Origin of the sequence: Shewanella sp., from assembly GCF_047975355.1 — a bacterium.
Taxonomy (GTDB): domain Bacteria; phylum Pseudomonadota; class Gammaproteobacteria; order Enterobacterales; family Shewanellaceae; genus Shewanella.
The window spans coordinates 24,082-43,918 of sequence record NZ_JBKEDJ010000053.1 but is presented as its reverse complement, the minus strand read 5'-3'; the positions used below and the strand labels follow the sequence as shown (position 1 = coordinate 43,918).

General features: G+C 45.9%; 17 protein-coding genes and 1 tRNA gene. 6 read left to right on the top strand and 12 right to left on the bottom strand.

Features of this window, described 5'->3' with window-relative positions:
* The coding region (locus tag ACK5NH_RS14465) for a YegP family protein (RefSeq protein WP_416921135.1) at window positions 1-275 on the top strand (275 nt) is incomplete at its 5' end.
* Between the two features lie 130 nt (window positions 276-405).
* On the opposite strand, the gene ACK5NH_RS14460 is transcribed toward ACK5NH_RS14465, so the two are convergent.
* Window positions 406-492 (bottom strand) — tRNA-Leu (locus tag ACK5NH_RS14460).
* A gap of 306 nt (window positions 493-798) precedes the next feature.
* Complete coding sequence (locus ACK5NH_RS14455; RefSeq protein WP_416921133.1) at window positions 799-2,388, bottom strand: bacteriohemerythrin; 1,590 nt, start codon at window positions 2,386-2,388, stop codon at window positions 799-801.
* A 316-nt stretch (window positions 2,389-2,704) separates the two neighbouring features.
* On the opposite strand from ACK5NH_RS14455, the gene ACK5NH_RS14450 reads away from it, so the two are divergent.
* Window positions 2,705-2,836 carry a DUF3149 domain-containing protein gene (locus ACK5NH_RS14450; RefSeq protein ID WP_011715898.1) on the top strand — a complete coding sequence of 44 codons (132 nt, stop codon included), beginning with the start codon at window positions 2,705-2,707 and terminating at the stop codon, window positions 2,834-2,836.
* Between the two features lie 113 nt (window positions 2,837-2,949).
* Here the strand turns inward: ACK5NH_RS14450 and ACK5NH_RS14445 are convergent, their stop codons facing one another.
* The gene (locus tag ACK5NH_RS14445) at window positions 2,950-3,561 is read right to left on the bottom strand and encodes a superinfection exclusion B family protein (RefSeq protein ID WP_416921131.1); all 612 of its coding nucleotides are present in this window, start codon (window positions 3,559-3,561) and stop codon (window positions 2,950-2,952) included.
* Window positions 3,562-3,729: 168 nt separating this feature from the next.
* On the opposite strand from ACK5NH_RS14445, the gene ACK5NH_RS14440 reads away from it, so the two are divergent.
* The gene (locus ACK5NH_RS14440) at window positions 3,730-5,361 is read left to right on the top strand and encodes an ATP-binding protein (protein WP_416921129.1); all 1,632 of its coding nucleotides are present in this window, start codon (window positions 3,730-3,732) and stop codon (window positions 5,359-5,361) included.
* Between the two features lie 221 nt (window positions 5,362-5,582).
* On the opposite strand, the gene tcdA is transcribed toward ACK5NH_RS14440, so the two are convergent.
* On the bottom strand, window positions 5,583-6,386 hold the full coding sequence (gene tcdA, locus ACK5NH_RS14435) for a tRNA cyclic N6-threonylcarbamoyladenosine(37) synthase TcdA (protein ID WP_416921127.1): 804 nt from the start codon (window positions 6,384-6,386) through the stop codon (window positions 5,583-5,585).
* Between the two features lie 417 nt (window positions 6,387-6,803).
* Between tcdA and ACK5NH_RS14430 the strand changes: the two genes are divergently transcribed.
* Both ACK5NH_RS14430 and ACK5NH_RS14425 read left to right on the top strand, forming a co-directional pair.
* The gene (locus ACK5NH_RS14430) at window positions 6,804-7,868 is read left to right on the top strand and encodes a porin (RefSeq protein WP_416921125.1); all 1,065 of its coding nucleotides are present in this window, start codon (window positions 6,804-6,806) and stop codon (window positions 7,866-7,868) included.
* A 430-nt stretch (window positions 7,869-8,298) separates the two neighbouring features.
* On the top strand, window positions 8,299-9,360 hold the full coding sequence (locus ACK5NH_RS14425) for a porin (RefSeq protein ID WP_416921123.1): 1,062 nt from the start codon (window positions 8,299-8,301) through the stop codon (window positions 9,358-9,360).
* 166 nt (window positions 9,361-9,526) lie between these two features.
* Here ACK5NH_RS14425 and parC read toward each other — a convergent pair whose 3' ends face one another.
* From parC to nudF, 7 genes are read right to left on the bottom strand one after another with little or no spacing between them, the layout of a single operon-like run.
* Entirely contained in the window at window positions 9,527-11,803 is a 2,277-nt protein-coding gene (parC, locus tag ACK5NH_RS14420) for a DNA topoisomerase IV subunit A (protein ID WP_416921121.1), read from the bottom strand.
* Window positions 11,796-12,971, bottom strand: coding sequence for a PQQ-dependent sugar dehydrogenase (locus tag ACK5NH_RS14415; RefSeq protein WP_416921119.1), 1,176 nt, complete (start codon window positions 12,969-12,971; stop codon window positions 11,796-11,798). Before ACK5NH_RS14415 ends, parC begins: the two co-directional genes overlap by 8 nt.
* A 52-nt stretch (window positions 12,972-13,023) precedes the next feature.
* Complete coding sequence (parE, locus tag ACK5NH_RS14410; protein WP_416921117.1) at window positions 13,024-14,910, bottom strand: DNA topoisomerase IV subunit B; 1,887 nt, start codon at window positions 14,908-14,910, stop codon at window positions 13,024-13,026.
* Between the two features lie 56 nt (window positions 14,911-14,966).
* Window positions 14,967-15,542, bottom strand: coding sequence for a YqiA/YcfP family alpha/beta fold hydrolase (locus ACK5NH_RS14405; protein ID WP_416921115.1), 576 nt, complete (start codon window positions 15,540-15,542; stop codon window positions 14,967-14,969).
* Between the two features lie 26 nt (window positions 15,543-15,568).
* The gene (gene cpdA / locus ACK5NH_RS14400; protein WP_416921113.1) at window positions 15,569-16,408 is read right to left on the bottom strand and encodes a 3',5'-cyclic-AMP phosphodiesterase; all 840 of its coding nucleotides are present in this window, start codon (window positions 16,406-16,408) and stop codon (window positions 15,569-15,571) included.
* A gap of 15 nt (window positions 16,409-16,423) precedes the next feature.
* Window positions 16,424-16,864, bottom strand: coding sequence for a DUF1249 domain-containing protein (locus ACK5NH_RS14395; protein ID WP_416921112.1), 441 nt, complete (start codon window positions 16,862-16,864; stop codon window positions 16,424-16,426).
* A gap of 4 nt (window positions 16,865-16,868) precedes the next feature.
* Complete coding sequence (nudF, locus tag ACK5NH_RS14390) at window positions 16,869-17,480, bottom strand: ADP-ribose diphosphatase (RefSeq protein WP_416921111.1); 612 nt, start codon at window positions 17,478-17,480, stop codon at window positions 16,869-16,871.
* Between the two features lie 243 nt (window positions 17,481-17,723).
* Between nudF and tolC the strand changes: the two genes are divergently transcribed.
* The gene (gene tolC / locus ACK5NH_RS14385) at window positions 17,724-19,031 is read left to right on the top strand and encodes an outer membrane channel protein TolC (protein WP_416921110.1); all 1,308 of its coding nucleotides are present in this window, start codon (window positions 17,724-17,726) and stop codon (window positions 19,029-19,031) included.
* Window positions 19,032-19,097: 66 nt separating this feature from the next.
* Here tolC and ACK5NH_RS14380 read toward each other — a convergent pair whose 3' ends face one another.
* Window positions 19,098-19,835 (bottom strand): TIGR04219 family outer membrane beta-barrel protein, encoded by a 738-nt coding sequence (locus ACK5NH_RS14380; protein ID WP_416921109.1) that lies wholly within the window; start codon window positions 19,833-19,835, stop codon window positions 19,098-19,100.
* Between the last annotated feature and the right edge of the window lie 2 nt (window positions 19,836-19,837).

The following is a 19,837-nucleotide window of genomic DNA, read 5'->3' as shown; positions in this document are numbered from 1 at the left end:
AGGCTGGTAACGGAGAAGTCATCCTCACCAGCGAACTCTACACGGGTAAGAGTGGTGCCATGAATGGTATCGAATCCGTTCAAACCAACTCCCCTCTCGAAGCCCGATATGCCAATGAAGTGGCAAAAAACGATAAGCCGTACTTCAACCTAAAAGCCGCGAACCATCAGATCATTGGCACTAGCCAAAGGTATTCGAGTACCGCAGCAAGAGACCATGGGATCAAGTCGGTAATGGAGAATGGGAAAACCACGACGATTAAAGATCTAACCTAGATCGGTATGTGCAGAGTGGTGATATTTAGGGAAATAAACGTACCAACAAAAAGCGGGATTTAAAGCGGTAAGTATCTAACAATGCTGGATTTTAGATACAAAAAAACCGACTTAATGTCGGCTGTATGTATGGTACCAGAGGACGGACTCGAACCGTCACGCTTTTAAGGGCGGTGGATTTTGAATCCACTGTGTCTACCGATTTCACCACTCTGGCACAACTTTGGAGCTTCAAAAACTTTGCAAATCTTTGCATCGTCTTTGCGTGTTAATCATTTTCAATTAACATTTTTAATCAACAGCTTAGTGAATTTGATATTGTAACACAGTGAATTTTGAATCCACTGTGCCTACCAATTTCAACACTCTGGCATCAAGATTTAGAGCTAACAAAAACAACTAGCTGGCTCTAAGTGCTGGGAATTATACCTTTGCCTTTGACAATGGCAAGCCCTTTTCAGAGACACTTTGGCAAATTAGTTTTAACCGCTCAAAAATCCAACTCTGATAAAACTCTAACCTCTTATTCAGCGCCATGGGCAAGCAAAAATTGCGTGTAGTCCTTATCACTCTTTTGAATATGATTGACCAGCCATGCTTTTAGAAATGCCATTAATTCATCGGCCACATCTTCACCTCTAGCTACCCGCTTTTGAAAATCAAGCACTTGACCAACGAGTTGCGCATGTTTTTCTTTATGGGCAACAGTTTGTGGATAACCAAAACGCGCAAACAGCTCTTCTTCATAGGAGAAATGGTTAGCAGTGTAATCCACCAGCCCTTGAACGATGCGTTTAATAGCCTCGAGCCCGTATGCCTCACTTAAGGTTCGATGTAATTCATTGATTAATGAGACTAAGCGTTGGTGTTGTCGGTTGATCTCGGGCATACCTATATCAAGCTCCGGCCCCCATTTTACGAATAACTTGCTCTGGGCTTCGTTAGAGTCGAACACTTTGGTATCAACATGGAATCGATGCAGTAAAGAGCCAATTTCCTGCGACATGTTATATACCTTGAGACTAGATAAATTAGTGTGATTGGTATGACGCGCATTCTTTAAGGCAAGCTCCGCCATCACGCTGATATTTTTGTTAATTTCCTCAGCAACCGCATGCAGTTCCTCCGAAGCCGTCGCGATTTGGTGGGACATATCGGTAATGCTCTCGACCTGCGTCACTATATCGCCGAGCGCTTGATGAGCTTGCTCCACCATCAGGGCGGTTTCATCGGCAATAGTGACATTCTTGAGCATCACTTCCACACTCTGCTGCGCGCCCTTTTGCAGCATCGTAATCTGCTGCTGAATTTCGGCAGTGGCCTCTGAGGTGCGTTTGGCTAAGTTGCGTACTTCGTCTGCAACGACCGCAAAGCCACGGCCATGTTCACCAGCACGTGCGCTCTCAATTGCCGCGTTGAGCGCCAACAGGTTAGTTTGTTCTGCCACTTGGGAGATGGTTTCAATAATACTGCTAATGCTATTAGTGTCGGCGGCAAGATGTTCGATAACGTTTCTAGTTTGGTGAATTTGCGATTTCATATCGTTGATTTTATTTACGATAGTACCAATTAACTCATCACCGTGTTTAGCCGAACCTTGGGCAATATCTGCCGCTTGAGCCGTACTGGCAGCATTTTGTGATACTTCTTGTACTGTGGAGACCATTTGCGTCATGGCCGTTGCTGCAAGTTCGGTTTGCCGTTCCTGCTCGAGGACGCCCTGCTTTGCCTGTTCACTGATCGCTTTGATATCGGTCGCGACTTTTTTCATCCACTCGCTGGTATCAACTAAGGATAGGATAGTGCGGCTGACATCTTCCCCCATGCGGTTGATGCTATGGACGACCATAATAAACACACCCGCATCTTTTTCATCGAGCTGATAACTTAAATCCCCCTCACCTAAATGATGGGCAGCGCGCTCTAAGTGCCTTAAATTACGGATAAGTTTGTTAATATTTAAAAAGAGAATCACGGCAAGGGCAATTAAGCAAAGCGCAGCGCCCCAATACGCGCTCGTCACTAAACAATAGAATGGATATAAAAGTAAGACCATGGGCGCGAAGATAATGCCGTATCCCATAGTGCCGTTTTTGAAACTGTTGCCAGCCATTCTTGTCTCCTTCAAAAATGCAGTTAGTGTTGAATCTCGGAGTCAACTCGTTTGTAACACTCAGATCTTTGTATCGTTTAATTATTTTTTCGTACCCTATACCCTTAAGACTAGTCCCGAATAGAGTAAGAAACAAAGCTAAAACAATCGAGATTAGTGCTATTTCACTCAAGCCTAAATTTGAGCTAGATCACAGGGTTAAACTGTAGTTACAACATTGTTTTAAGATGTCGATTTTTTATTGATCAAGATCAGTATTTCTTGCCGCTAACGGCGCTAGTGTAGAGGGGACTTCACAGGAAAGAGGATTTCAATCATGGCATTTTGGTTAGATTTAATGTTCGGTAACCCAATTGGTTTACTTTCAATGATCGTTATCTTTAGCACTATAGGGATAATTTCTTATATCACTTGGATGTTCATCGTGAAGTCCGCGCAACAATCGTAGTTTTTGCTTCCAAATTGTTATTCTGTTCATTGTAAAAATTGCACGTTGTTATGGGGGTTAAGCTAACCCCCATTTTTTGTGCCTGCGGTTTCCGCTTTACATCCCAACCCGAATCAAGCGGCGTGTTTACGGTTTTGCACTAAACCATTTAAAAACTGCGGGCGCGCTTTAATCAAATGCTGCATTTCTTCCTGACTCGGCTCTCCCGCGGGTAAACGCAGTACTCCGCGATTGAGATACATGCGAGCCTTCATCGAAATTTTATAATCCGCCGTAGGCCCTTGAATCGCATAATGGCGCTCGTTACCTAAACATTCGAGGATACAGGCATTAAGCAAACTTTTTACCGCGGGCTCATTTTGCGGCAATGTCAAAATGGTGGCGCCCTGTAAAAAGAACTCCCGTAATAAGGCGCGCTCGGCACGATCCATCAGATTGACCTTAGCCTCAATGGTTTCAATCATTCGTTTATCACTTAAGTGACGAATCGACTCATCTAAGCCAAGATTCAATAATTGCGTTAAAAAATAAGCAATTGAGATAATCAACCCAAGGCCAACGAAGTGAGCATGCTCGGGGACAAACTTATCCAAAGCCAGCATGGCGAGCACGTTGGATGGGAGCGCCAACAACACAGCGCAGCTTACCATTAACCACAACATGACCCGAAACATCATCCTTTTAGGGCTAAACAATTTCACTGAATCCAGTTTGAGTTTAATCATAATGTTATCCCGGCGACAAAAAATTGAACTTTAACGGCATAAAGCAAGTTTAATGCCACTCTATCGGTCAAAATTGCGGGATATTTCATGGGGATAAAATGCACAATCAGAATGCTTGAGTCTATGCTTATAAGCATCCAACTCGCTATTAGCTATAGATAATTTAAGATGCCAACTTTCTTTAGCCAATTTCTCAAAAGCCCAATAGGTAGGCATCTCACCTTGTCTATCGTACTCTTTAGCTCCTTGATTACCTTAATGACCACAGCCTACCAATTGGTTAACGACTACCGTAGCGACGTCACTCGCATCGACCGTGTTTTCTCCAATATTGACAAAGCCAACCTCGATGTACTCGCCGCCAGTATCTGGGTGATAGATGAAAGACTGATTAATACTCAACTGAATGGCCTTATCCAACTACCTGATATCAATTATATTTCGATCAAAGACGACAGTGGCCAGGCGTGGAATTCTGGCGTTCAGAAACCAACTAATACTCTCAGTAAAACCTTCCCTCTGGTGTATAAGTCGCCCACAGATAATATCAATGTCGGCAGTTTAGAAGTACAAGTGGATATGGATGCCATTTATCAACGCCTCTACGATAAAGCCATCCTCATCCTGCTATCCAATGGTATTAAAACCTTCCTGGTGGCTGGGTTTATTCTATTTTTGGTCTGGTACAACATCACTAAGCACTTAGACAAACTCAGTAATTACTGTAAGCGTATCGATCTCGATACAGATGTGGAACCATTAGCCTTTGATCGCAAACAAAAACTCGATGAATTTACCCAAGTAGCCGATGCCATCAATAGCATGCAGGCACAATTACGCGGCTCATTTGAAGCCCTCAAACGTTCAAAAGCCGAACTGCAAACCTCCTTAGAAGACAGAGAACGCTTGCTAAAACTCGAGCGCAGCTATAAGGAAGAACTCGCAAGGCAAGTCAAAGAAAGAACCCAGGAATTAGAACAATCACTGACAGCACTGAAACGGGCGCAGCAGGTGTTAGTCGAGCAGGAAAAAATGGCGGCATTGGGCGGGCTCGTTTCTGGGGTTGCCCATGAGATCAATACGCCGATCGGCATTTGTTTGACGGCGGCCAGCACTCAACTGAACCATATCGAGGAGCTGATTGTTCTTATTCACAGCGAGCATGCCACTCTCGACGAAATCAATGCGATTTTAGATGAGTATCAGGAAAGCTGTGAGCTGATAGTCCGTAATATCACCAAAGCCAGCAGTCTTATCCAAAAATTTAAAACGATCGCCATCGATCGGAGTCACGAAGAACATCAATGCATTAATTTAAAAAGTCAGCTGCAGGAGATTTTAGAATCGACCTTAATAATGTATCCCAAGTTAACAGCACAAACCCAGCTAGAGGTTGCGCCTGCACTCAACATCCAAACCAATGTCAGCCTACTCAATCAAATCGTTAGCAATATTCTCTCCAACGCCTTCACCCATGCCTTCCAAGATCGGCAAAATAACCAAATTCAGATTACAGCCAAGTTAGAGCAAGGCTATGTAAATATCAGTATTGAAAACAATGGTATCCCGATTCCGCCCGAGGTGGCAGAGCATATGTTCGAACCTTTCTTTACCACCAACAGGAGTAAAGGTGGGACAGGATTAGGTTTATCCGCCGCCTTTAATGCCGCCACACTGCTAAAAGGCACCATGAACTATCAAGCGGACTCGGCACTCGGAGGAGCAAAATTCAATATCCGTATTCCCCTCACCCAATGCAACGCTCCCAAACTCACCACAAACCACGACTTTGCGATTTGATAACTTGGCTATTTTACTTTTCTAGACTGGACTGGGTTGCTTCGCTCTAGCAAGCGCATACTCGCAAAACAAGGCGTGATCGAGAGTCATTCCTATAAAATGACGAGTGCTCTTTTATAAGGAAAGTAAGAAGCGGCGCTAATGCCACTAAACAAAAATCCACAGCATTGGCTGTGGATTTTTGTTGTTAAAGGTAAGTGCACACCTTATTAATTCGCAACTTATTCATTTGCAATTTGCGCGAGCCTAGCAAGTACACGACTAGCAGCTACAAAGCCAAAGGTGCCTGTCACCATAGTGACGGCGCCAAAGCCAGAGGCACAGTCCATACGCATAGAGCCCTCGGCCGTTGCCTTGCTGTTACAGACTGAGCCATCAGCTTGGGGGTAAACTAATTGCTCACTGGAAAACACCGCATCGACGGCAAAACGGCGCTGCACATTTTTAGAGAAGTTATATTCACGGCGCAGAATATTACGCACTTTGGCTAATAAAGGATCTTGGTAGGTTTTTGCCAGATCGGTTAATTGAATTTGCGTCGGATCCGTTTGCCCGCCCGCACCGCCAACTGTCACTATCTTGATTTTTTGACGTTTACACCAAGCAATCAGCGCCGCCTTTTGCTTAACCGCATCAATACAATCAACTACATAATCAATATTGCCACCCGCCTTTGCCCCAAGCAAATACTCGCCAAGGTTGTCGACCGTAATAAAGTCTTCGACTTCATTGACTTGGCAATCGGGATTGATCGCACGGATCCGCTTCGCCATCACAGCCACTTTAGACTCACCGATTGTCATTGTCAGTGCATGAATTTGACGGTTAGTGTTAGTCACGCAGATATCATCTAAATCAATCAGGGTGATTTGACCAATACCACTGCGCGCCAAAGCCTCCGCCGCCCATGTGCCAACGCCGCCAATGCCAATCACCACCACATGGGAGGTGGCAAATTTAGCGAGCGCCTTTTGCCCGTACAAGCGGCCAATGCCACCAAAGCGATTCTGATAGGCTTCAGTCATCAATACTTACCTTATATCTAACTAACAATGGCCGCCCTTAGAGGATGCGAAAAACAATCTACAGCAGCATAACGCAATAAAAATGCGCAGTGGATTTTATACGATTTGGGCAAAAAACCGAAATCTATCTCAGCCAAGCACCGTCAAGTTGCACTCAGATACAAAAGTGCGGCGAATGTAGTAATTAACACTTTCCTGAATCATAGGCGCATACATTAGGTAAAATCAGATTAAAAGTTCGTTTTAAGCTTGTAAAACATGATGTTAAAAACATGGCCATTTCAATATCCAATGATCCAGATCACATTTTAATTTCATTTGCCTGTCACACTGCGAGCACCAAAGCTCCACCCTCCGCAGCGGATTGAGGTAACTCTTGCTGCATAAAAATAATGATATAAGTACAGGAAAATGAAGATGAAAAAGAATCTGCTCGCTACAGCGATTACCGCTAGTCTCGCATTTTGCTCATTTAGCTCCCTAGCCGATGGCCCAGAGTTTTATGGCCATGTCGATCTGAGTATTACCGATTCAGAAAAAGGTTATGCCGCTCAAAATCAGAAAGATGGCACAGTACTCGAAAACAACTTTTCTTGGGTTGGCGTTAAAGGCTCTGAAAGCGTAAGTCCATACTTTGATATCATTTATCAAATGGAATTTGGCGTAGAAAACTTTGATAACTCGAATAAAACCTTCAATGCGCGTAATACCTTCTTAGGCGTTAGAAGCGTTGCTGGTACCGTATTAGCTGGCCGTAACGATACAGTATTTAAAGCGTCCGAAGGCGGCTTTGATTTGTTTGGCAACACCAACGCTGACATCGACCTGTTACTGGCAGGCCAAACTCGCTCTGCCGATGGCATTTCCTATTATTCTCCTAAGATCGCCGATCTTATCACCCTCAATGCCACCTATTTGATGAGTGATAACTATGATCAACGTGATAGCCAAGGCAACGAAGTTTATAGCCAAGATCAAATGTATGCCTTAAGCGCCACTTTAGGCGACAAGACCTTTAAAGCCCATAACTACTATGTTGCGGCGGCTTATAATGATGGCATCGAAAACATCGAAGCCTACCGTGGTGTTGCCCAAGCAAAATTTGGCGATTTCCTCTTTGGCGCGATTTATCAGCACAGTGAGCATATTGATGACAGATTCTCCAACCTCTCGGGTGAGACCTACTTTGTCAATGCTGCTTACCTGATGGGCGATGTGAAGTTTAAGTTGGTTTACGGCAAAGATGACTCAGGTTTAGGTAAATATGTCAGCCGTTTTGTTGGCAGTCAGGACAGTGGCAACCTTGAACAAGTCAGCGATGTTGACCTTCAACAGCTCAGTGTAGGCGCAGATTACCGGCTCAGTACTAAGACTATGGTCTATGGTCACTACACTCGCTTCGACGGCGACCTTATGCTAGCAGGTACAAAACAAGACTTAGATGACAATGTGTTTACTGTAGGTTTACGTATTGATTTCTAATAGTATTATCCTAATTCAAAAGTGATGATATTTGATAAAAAAGCGGCTTTGGCCGCTTTTTTATTGTACCTCATACTAAATAGCACTCTCTCTCCCCATTTATGACAAACTTGCGACAACATTAGTATATGCTACAGTTAGCCTCGCCGACTCACTTAAGCCACAGCGCTTTACCTACCCCTTTAGTAGTAAGTGAAAAATACTGTTTTACCACTTTCACTCCAATTTGCGGTTGAGATATACGGAAATATCCTAAAAAACCCCGAATATGGACAAGGAGAGCCAAAAACATGATCTGCAACACAGCCTGCAAGTCGTAAAACTGTAAAAATCGGCGGCAACTTTGTTACCGATTCCAGTAACAAATGTGTTAAACCACACAAAAACCATGAAAAATGGAAAAGAACTTAGGTTCGAGGGAGCACAAAACATGAAAAAGACATTCATCTCTGCATCAGTTGCATCAGTACTGGCACTGGCTTCATTCGGCGCGCTAGCCGAAGGCCCAAGCTTCTACGGTCGTTTAGAGCTTGCAGTAACCAATACTGAGACAGGTGCAACTCTACAATCTGGTACTAACGGCTTAGACGCAAACTATGCCGATGAGAACAACGCTGGTACCTATTTAGAAAACAACTTCTCTCTATTAGGTGTTAAAGGTTCTGAAAAGATCGCTGATGGCTATGATGTTGTTTATCAAATGGAATTCCAAGTTGAAAACACTTCTGGCTCTGGTGATGTTTTCAAAGCTCGTAACACTTACTTAGGTTTAAAAACTAACGCAGGTACTGTGTTAGTGGGTCGTAACGACACTGTATTCAAACAAGCTGAAGGCGCGGTTGACGTATTTGGTAACACCAACGCGGATATCGACCGTTTAGTAAGTGCTCAAACTCGTAGCGCTGACGGTGTTTGGTACTACTCTCCAAAAATCGCTAACTTAGTGACGTTAAACGCAACTTACCTGTTCGACGATAATGACACTACTGCTAAAACTAACGAAAGCTTATACGCTCTGAGCGCGACTCTGGGTGATAGCAAGTTTAAAGAGCAAAACTACTATGTAGCAGTTGCTTACAACAAAGGTATCGCTGGTGTTGACGCGTACCGTGGTGTAGCTCAAGTTAAATTTGGTGATTTCAAAGTTGGTGGTTTATTCCAAAACTCTGAAAGCGTAACTGACAGCTCTGTTGACGGTAACACTTACTTTGTGAACGTTGTTTACACCTTAAACGGTGTTAACCTGAAAGCTGAATACGGTTCAGACGAAGCTGGTTTCGGTAACTACTACAAAAACGTAAACAAAGGTGGCGCAACTGGTACTGATATCAGCGTACAAAACGTTAACCTTGGTGCAGACTACCGTTTATCTAAATCAACTATGGTATATGGCCAATACGCAATGTACCGTGGTGATCATGTCGTAGCGGGTAACAAAGTTGACTTACAAGACGACAACGTATTCTCTGTAGGTGTACGTTACGACTTCTAATATCCTTTCGGATATTCGCTAATAAAAACCTACCGCTTGCGGTAGGTTTTTTTATGCCTTGTATTTAAGATAAGTGATTCTTTAGCGCATAACTCTAGTCATAAAAAAGCCACTCAAGTGGCTTTGATTAACTTCGATTACAGCTTACGCAAGCTCAAATTACCAGTTAAATGCTTGGTAAAACCTCTGCACCTTCGCCTAATTCAACGCTATCAACACGTTGTAACCCGCGCGGTAACTTGGCGCCGCGACGGCCACGTTCACCACGATAATGCTCTAAATCGCTCGGTTTTAAGGTGAGTTTACGCTTACCCGCCCATAGGGTGACCGAAGTGTCAGCAGGCACAAGTTGTAAGTGGGTCATCAGCTCTTCACGATTCTTAGCACGTTCACTCGGGATACCGATAATCTTGTTACCCTTACCCTTAGACAACTGTGGTAATGCTTCCAATGAAAACAGTAACATACGTCCTTCATTGGTGATGGCTAGAATCGACATCTCGCGATTGCGGTCAATCGGTCTCGGCGATAAGGACTTGGCATTCGTCGGTAGGCTTAACAGGGCTTTACCCGCCTTGTTACGTGACACCATATCATTGTAACTACAGATAAAACCATAACCTGCATCGGTGGCGAGCAGGAAACATTGCTCGTCTTCACCCAAAATCACATGCTGCATAGTTTCACCCGGCGCCATATTAAAGCGCGTGGTGATCGGCTCGCCTTGGCTCCTCGCCGATGGCAGGCTGTGACTGTCGGTCGCAAAGGCGCGTCCCGATGAATCAATAAATACCGCCGCCTGATTACTGCGCCCCATCGCACTGCATAGATATTGATCGCCCGCCTTATAGGACAAAGACTCGGCGTCGATATCATGGCCCTTAGCGCAACGCACCCAGCCTTTTTCAGATAACACCACAGTCACTGGCTCGCTCGGCGTCAGCTCTTGCTCGGTTAAGGCACGGGACTCATGGCGCTCAACAATCGGTGAGCGGCGATCGTCGCCATAGGTTTCGCCATCTTGAATTAATTCTTTCTTGATCAAGGTTTTTAAGCGGCGATCTGAGCTTAATAGCTGTTCTAATTTCTCACGCTCAGCCTCAAGCTCATCCTGCTCAGCCTTGATTTTAAACTCTTCTAACTTGGCTAAATGACGTAATTTTAACTCGAGGATAGCTTCGGCTTGCCTATCCGTCAGGTTAAAGCGCGCCATTAACTCGGCCTTTGGCTCATCGTGGAAGCGAATGATTTCAATCACTTCATCGATATTAAGGAAGGCGATCATCAAGGCTTCGAGGATATGTAACCTTGCTAGGACTTTATCTAGGCGATACTCGAGACGACGTCTAACGGTATCGACACGGAACTCTAACCATTCGGTTAATAGCTCTTTCAGTCCTTTGACACGTGGACGACCATCGAGGCCCAATACGTTAAGGTTTACCCTAAAGCTTTTCTCAAGATCTGTGGTCGCAAACAAGTGCGCCATCAGTTGATCGCAATCGACGCGGTTTGAGCGCGGTACAACCACCAGTCGCACAGGGTTTTCATGGTCAGACTCATCACGTAAGTCCGCTACCATAGGCAGTTTTTTCGCCTGCATCTGAGCGGCGATCTGCTCTAAAATCTTACCGCTACTGGCTTGATGTGGCAGTGCGGTGATCACTATCTCACCAGCTTCGACGCTATAGACTGCTCGGGCTTTTAAGGAACCGCGACCCATTTCATAGATTTTGGCAATGTCGGCAGACGGGGTAATAATCTCGGCTTCGGTCGGATAATCTGGCCCAGGCACATAACCCATCAACTGCTCAAGCTCGAGTTTAGGATCATCAAGCAAAGCCACGCAGGCATTAACTAGCTCTCTGGCGTTGTGTGGCGGAATATCCGTCGCCATACCCACCGCAATCCCAGTGATACCATTGAGTAAAATATGCGGTAAACGTGCGGGCAGTACTTTAGGTTCTTTCAAGGTGCCATCGAAGTTAGCGCCCCACTCGACTGTACCTTGCCCAAGCTCAGACAATAAGACTTCGGAGAACTTGGACAGGCGCGCCTCGGTATAACGCATCGCCGCGAAGGACTTAGGATCGTCTGGAGCCCCCCAGTTACCTTGACCATCGACCAACGGATAACGGTAGGAAAATGGCTGCGCCATCAGTACCATAGCCTCATAACAGGCGCTGTCGCCATGGGGATGGTACTTACCTAATACGTCACCGACTGTACGGGCTGATTTTTTATGTTTTGACTGAGCCGATAAACCGAGCTCACTCATAGCATAAATAATCCGGCGCTGTACCGGCTTGAGACCGTCACCGATATGGGGCAAGGCTCGGTCCATGATGACGTACATGGAATAATTCAGATAAGCTTCTTCGGTAAAGCGCCGCAGGGGCATTTGCTCTACGCCATCTAAGCTTAACTTGATCGCGTCACTCATTTTCTTCTAGTTCCTGTGGTTCTTCAGTATTATCGCCATCCCTATAGAACAGCCGATACAGGTTACCTTTCAAATCATCCGAGATGTACATTGACCCATCTCCCCCAGATAACAAAGCATAGGGACGGGCAACGGGAAACTCGCCATCAAGAAAACTCACTACCGTTTCACGGCTTACGACCTGTTCATTTTCGAGTTTCAACATGACGATCTGATAACCTACTTTGCTTGAACGGTTCCAAGAACCATTTTCAGCAACAAACAATTGGTTATGGTAGATCTCAGGGAATTGCTTGCCACGGTAAAACGCGAGGCCCGTTGGAGCAACATGGGCCGGCAGCTCATACACGGGGACGGTAATTTTTAAATTCTTAGGTTTTTCGTAGGCAGGCTCTACCACGGACGAGGCATGCAAATACGGGAAACCATAATGGCTACCAATGACATCGACCCGGTTGATTTCATCGGGCGGTAGGTTATCCCCCATCCAATCGCGTCCCTGATCGGCGAACCATAACTTACCATCTTGAGGAGACCAGTCGAATCCAGTCGCATCGCGAACGCCAAGTGCAATCTGCTCACTCGCCCCCGTATCGACATTAATCGCAATAATGCTGCTATAGGGCGCCCCCGCCTCACACACGTTGCACGGTGCGCCGATAGAAACATACAACCTGCCATCGGGGCCAAAATTCATCGCACGGGCACTTTTCTTATCTGACTCAGGTAGATCGCTATAGATCTCTTTTGGCCGAGTGGGGCGACGTAAGCGCTGCTCGATATCAATAAAACGCACGATACGATTTTCAGTGGCAACAAAAAGATCGCCATTACGGAAAGCTATCGCATCGGGGGACTCCAGGCCTTTGGCAATCACATAACGCTTATCGACACGACCATCTTGGTTGCTGTCTACCAGAGCATGCACAATGCCACTCTTATTTGAACCCACAAATAGCGTGCCATTCGACCCCATGGCAATCTGTTTTGCATCCCCGAGATCGGAGGCATAAAGGGATAAACCAAATCCCTTTGACACGGTAATCATGATCGATTGAGACCCTGCAATGGCAGCCTGACTCGATAATAACGCCAGACTCGCCAATAGGGTCCGATAGGCTGAGAACACCTTTAAATATTTATAATTATTAGTTTTTAGATACAACATGGTAATTTTCTTTATGCCTAAGTTTTATTGTTATCGGCAATAGTGCACAACATTAAAGTACCGCCATGTCACCCTTATCTTCGAGCCAGTTTTTACGATCGGGTGAACGTTTCTTAGCTAGCAACATATCCATTAGTGAGTCAGTTTCTTCTACGTCATCAATGGTTAACTGAACCAAACGACGAGTGTTTGGATCCATGGTTGTTTCACGCAATTGCAGAGGGTTCATCTCACCCAGCCCTTTAAAGCGTGTCACTTGAACCTTACCCTTTTTATTCTCGGCGCTGATACGGTCGAGAATGCCTTCTTTTTCAGCCTCATCTAAGGCGTAGTAAACATCCTTACCTATATCAATACGGAACAGTGGTGGCATAGCGATATAGACATGGCCCTGTTCAACCAGCACACGGTAATGTTTCAGAAACAAAGCGCAGAGTAAAGTTGCAATATGTAGCCCGTCGGAGTCCGCGTCGGCGAGAATACAAATCTTGCCGTATCTTAACTCGGAGATATCGTTGCTATCGGGATCGCAACCAATCGCCACAGAGATATCATGTACCTCCTGCGATGCTAACACCTGCGAGGCATCGACTTCCCAAGTATTCAGGATCTTACCGCGCAGCGGCATAATGGCTTGAAACTCACGGTCACGCGCCTGTTTAGCACTGCCGCCCGCAGAATCCCCTTCCACAAGGAAGAGTTCGCCGCGCATTGGATCTTGGCCACTACAATCGGTCAATTTACCCGGTAATGCTGGGCCTGAGGTGACTTTTTTACGGGCTACTTTTTTAGCGGCTTTTAAGCGCTTTTGCGCGTTGTTAATACACATCTCAGCCAATGACTCGGCCAATTCAGTATTAGAGTTGAGCCACAGTGAGAATGCATCGCGCACAATGCCAGAGACAAAGGCCGAGCTTTGACGGCTCGACAGTTTCTCTTTGGTTTGGCCGGCAAACTGTGGGTCTTGCATCTTCACCGATAGAATAAAGGCCGCGCGATCCCAAATATCCTCAGGCGACAGCTTGATACCGCGGGGGATCAGATTGCGAAATTCGCAAAACTCGCGCATCGACTCCAGCAAACCTTGGCGGAAGCCATTGACGTGGGTACCACCGAGTGGCGTGGGAATGAGGTTAACATAACTCTCATTAATCGCATCGCCACCTTCAGGCAACCAAGTAATGGCCCAATCTGCGGCTTCAATTTGACCTTTAAAACTGCCGATAAAGGGCTCTTCAGGCAACATTAAGTTATCGCCAACCGCCGCCTTAAGGTAATCGGTTAAGCCAGTCTCGTAATACCACTCATGGACTTCGTTGGTCTGCTTGTTGGTAAATTTAATTCTCAGGCCTGGACACAAAACGGCCTTAGCACGCAGCAAATAGATGAGTTTAGAGTTGGAGAAATTCGCCGAATCAAAATAGCTGGCGTCGGGCCAGAAATGCACTCGGGTACCCGTATTGCGACGACCGCAAGTACCAGTAACTTTTAACTCTTCAACTTTAAAGCCATTTTCAAAAGCAATATCATACACTTGACCATCGCGACGCACTGTCACTTCGACACGGCGAGACAGGGCGTTAACGACTGAAATCCCCACACCGTGCAAACCACCGGAGAATTGGTAATTCTTATTAGAGAATTTACCGCCAGCATGCAATTTGGTGAGGATCAACTCGACCCCTGGAATACCTTCTTCAGGATGAATGTCGACTGGCATCCCCCGACCATCGTCGGTGACTTCGAGGGAGTTATCGGTGTGGAGCACAACTTCAATTTTGGTGGCATGGCCAGCTAAGGCTTCGTCCACACTGTTATCTATGACCTCTTGGCCTAAGTGGTTAGGTCGGGTGGTATCCGTATACATACCTGGACGGCGTTTAACTGGGTCGAGTCCGTTAAGAACTTCAATGGCGTCAGAGGTGTATTGATTCGTCATAGTGTACGCTATAAGTTGTTATATCCGGCCATGTTGCGGCTCTGGATGACTGTTTGTCAAGGTAAGTGTAAAAATTGGCTTACAGTTTGCAAATATCGCTCATAACCCACAAAACTGTGATCACCACCGGATTCAATCCGCAATTGGCAATGGTGATACTTATGCAGTGCTTCTCGATAATCCAGCACTTCATCGCCCGTTTGCAATAGTACCAAAAAACGATCGGGATTGCGGATAACAGCCGTATTAAATTCAGCCACTTCGCGCTTATGTTCTGGCAATACCTGGTAGTGTTCTTCGGTATAAGGGTTAAATTGCGGTCCCATAAATTCATCGAACAGCTCAAAGGGTTTTACCGCCGGATTCACTAACACGGCGCTGCCACCATAACGCTCGGCCAAGTAACTCGCAAAATAGCCGCCTAGGGACGAGCCAATATAGTTAAGCGGCTGATTCGCTTGCTTAGCCGCCTCAACATAACGCTGTAGCAAGGCCATCGCTGCCTTAGGTGTATTGGGTAATTGCGGCTGATGGAACGTTAAGGACGGGTGATGCTCGGCCATATACCGCGCCGTCATCACCGCTTTATCGGAGAAAGGTGAACTGTTGAATCCGTGAATATAGAGCAGCATAGTTCCTCAAGCTGCGGTCACTCGCGTTAATAACCGCTGGAATCTTTATCGGGGGAAAACAGATTTCCCGGCACGCGATACACATTAGTGCAGATGCTACCATCGGCCTTCAGCTCCAGCAAACGATAACCCGGTTGCAGTCCATCGAGGGCAAAATAAGGCGATTGTGGTTTAAACTGGATACAAGTAGAAGGCGTCGCCATTAATTGCAGCGCGCCGTGGGGGCCGTCGTAGTCGGTATCCAACTGTTGATGCACATGGCCCCAGAGTAAGCCTTTAACCTGTGGGTATTGAGCGACACGTCTGAGGAACTCAGTGCCATTATCCATACAATGTTGGTCTAACCAAGCACAGTTCACCAAGATAGGGTTATGGTGCATCACCAGTAAGGTATGACGGTCTGGATGTGCGGCTATGGCCTGTTCAATGAGTCCGAATTGACTCTCGGCCATATTGCCGCCGGGCTTTCCCCGCACGGTGGAGTCCAGCATTAAGATTTGCCATCTACCCGCAAGGATACGTTGTTGGCCAAAAATCCGCTCACCCTGCATATGCAGAAACATAATCCGCGGATCATCATGATTACCCGGAAGATAATGGCAAGGTAAGTTGAGTGGCGCCACCGCGACCACGAATTGACGATAGGATTCGGGGGAATAATCTTGGCTTAAATCGCCCGTGGCTAACATCAGGTGCGCGGGATAGTTAACAGCACGAATCGTATTAAGCACAGCAGCAAAACTTTTACTGGTGTTGACCCCTAATAACTGAGCCTCAGGATCGGCAAAAAGGTGCGGATCAGTGACTTGCACTATGCGCACACTTTCTTCTTCAGCTATTGAGTAAGAGACAGCCTCTTTCAGCACATTGAATACCCAATTCTAAGATTGGCACACCAAACGTTGTTGGCAACCAATCTTCAATAACTCCCCCAGGAATGCATTAACCTGGTACTTTTCATCGCTATGATACATGCGTAAATTGGGGTAATCATACACTGGGCGCAATTGGTAAATCTGTTGACCAGTTAACACTTCTGCTAATTTAGCATCGTGATAAATTCTCACTAACACCTTGGGAGTATTAATAAACTCCACGATTTGAACTGGGCGTGAGATCTCAACTAATTGAGTATATTTGGTATTTTCTAAAATACGGATCACTAATACACCCACGTCACCTTCGAGTTGCCAAGACTGGCCCACTTCGATATCGAGCGGTAACCACTTTTGCATATAGCCATAGTTACGCCCGCACAGCGCTAAAAAGTCGCTCACGTTAGGTTGATATCGCGGTTTTCGGTGCGATGTTGAAGTAGTCAAACTTTTATCCAACTTTAACCAGTTGCTGATAGTTTAATTGCAACCACTGCAATCCAATTACGGTCGACGCATTGTCTATTGCCCCGCTGACGACCTCATTATAGGCATCCTCACGGTCTAAAACATGCAATCGAATATCTTCGTGTTCGTCAGCTAATCCGTGCAGACCTTGCGCATTAGATGAATCCACTTCGGCCCAATAGAAATAGAAACGCTCCGTACTTCCACCAGGGCTTGCCAGATAGCTGTTCACATAGTGCATATTGCAGGCGGTTAAACCCGTTTCTTCCAGCAGTTCGCGGTGCGCGACATCCAGTGGCGTTTCGTCGGGCGCAATCATACCCGCGACCAACTCCATTAGCCAAGGAGATTTAGTTGTCGCTAATGCAGGAAATCGAATTTGTTCAATTAAAACAATCTTGTCACGCGCTACATCATAGGGCAGAACCACCACGGCATGACCGCGTTCGAATACTTCGCGGGTAACGGCTTGACTCCAACCGCCAGCAAATAGTTTATGCTTGAAGGTAAACTGCTCCAAGGCAAAAAAGCCCTGATACAGTGACTTTTTCTCGAGAATTTCAACATCTGTTTGTGAAAAACCAGCAGGCTTCATATTTCAATCCTTAAGCGTTAAATTTTCGCCTATTATCAAGGCAATTTGGCTCATTTTTAAAATAAAATCTGTTACACTTCGCAGTTGACTTGAACGTGTGGGAGTTTTTAGACTCTACGACATTAAGTTTTAGCTGTATCGGGAAGCGTCGGGAAGCGCAAACCGCCTTGGTAAAGGCATTACTTAGTCTAAACGAAGTTACATATTTCTCCTTTTGGAGAATTTGTCTAATAAGGACAGCAAATGAAATTTAAGATCCGTTCTCTATGCGCAGCATTAACTCTCGCAGCTTCCGCTCAAGCGGTTCAAGCAGACGATTTACTGCAAATATATCAACAAGCACTGACGAGCGACCCGCTAGTATTACAAGCACAAGCTCAACGTAATGCCTTGTTTGAAAAGATCGAACAAAACCGTGCACCACTGTTACCAACCATCAGTGCTAACGTGGGTTATGACAAAGCATGGAATGATCCTAAGAGCGATGCCAGTGGATTGACCGGAAGCCTAAAGCTGAATCAAGTGATCTATGATCACAGCGCTTGGGTTGGCTTAAGTCTTGCCGAAAAAGCCGCTTCTCAAGCCGATTCTAACTATGCTTCTGCACTGCAAAATTTGATCACTCGTGTGACTAAAGCCTACTTTGATGTGTTAACGGCTAAAGATAACTACGAGTTCCAAGGCGCTGAAAAACGTGCGATTGAACGTCAACTCGAGCAAACTAAACAACGTTTTGCCGTGGGTTTAACTGCGATTACCGACGTACATGAAGCGCAAGCTCAGTATGACTTAGCCTCGGCCACTGAAATTTTGGCAGAAAACACGCTAGCTAACAGTTACGAAGCCCTGCGTGAAATCACAGGTATCGATCACAAAGCTCTAAACGTGCTCGACACAAACCGCTTCTCTGCGGTAACGCCTGCACCAAGCTCATCAAGCGACTGGTTAAAGATTGCTGAGACCAACAGTGTCGATCTGATGACTCAACGCATCGGTAAAGATATCGCCCAAGAGACCATTAGCCTCTACAAAGCGGGCCACATGCCATCGCTGAGTTTAAATGCTGGCTATAACAAAGGGTTAGAGCAAAAGACTGGCGATGTGAATGAGCCTGATTTTGACAATGTGAACGTAGGCGTGAACTTAAGCATTCCAATCTTCGAAGGCTTTAAAGTCACTTCACAGGTAAAAGAAGCGCAGTTCCAATATGTGGAAGCGAGCGAGAAGTTAGAGCAAACCTACCGTAGTGTAGTGAAAAACGTTCGTAACAACTACAACAACGTGGGTGCCTCTATCAGCTCTATCCGTGCCTATGAGCAGTCAGTGATTTCTTCTGAAAGTGCGTTAAAAGCGACACAAGCGGGCTTTGAAGTCGGTACTCGTACCATTGTTGACGTACTGAACCGTACCCGTGACCTGTACGACTCAAAACGTAAGCTATCTGATGCACGTTACAGCTACATCAACTCAATTGTTGCGCTGAAACAAGCCGCCGGAACCTTAAATGAAGACGACGTTATCGCCATCAACAACGGCTTAAAAGTCGAATAAGTTAAGCGTTAACCGCCAATAAAAAACCGCCTAAATGGCGGTTTTTTATTGCTTACGCATTAGCGCTTAGAAATCAATTTCTACGCCCGCGAAATAACCGTCAAACTTGGTATCGGCGCTGATGCCAGAGAAATTATTCACATCAAAGGCAAACTCACGATAACCAACGCGCACACGGGTATCCACCGCCACGCCGTCAAACTCCCAGCCTAAGCCGATGGCATAGTCATGTACGTTAGACTCGTTCACCCCAAGCATTAAATCCGCAAAGCCGAATAACCCTAGACCAGGCATGCTCACGTGCGTACTGGCATAACCCATCACAATGCCGCTATCGACGTCTTTCTCTTCAGGATGACCCGCATCTTGGACGCGCAAAGAGCCATTCATTAGCTTATAGGCAGCACCGAGATCCAAAGACAGAATGTCGTTATCTAGCAGCTCGTAATAAAGCACAAAATCTGTGTTACTAAGATCGGTATAGCTGGTTACATTACCCGTAAAATCATGGCCATTGAAGCTGAAGTCTGCATTAGTCAGACTGCCCTTCTGATCTAAGCTATTTTCACGAATTTTTAGATTCGGGATAAACGGCAGCGGATGCTCAACCGCAATCCAGTAGCTACCTTGTGCCGATGAACTGTAGTCAAAACCTTGTTGTGGCTGACCCTTGTCGGCAAAAGTACCGCTGGTATCGGCGCGCCAGTAATCACCACCAATTTTAAACCCAACCACTGTTGCCGCTTGGGCAGAAGTGGCCATTAAGCATCCTAATACCGCACTGGCGAGGAGTGTTTTTTTCATAA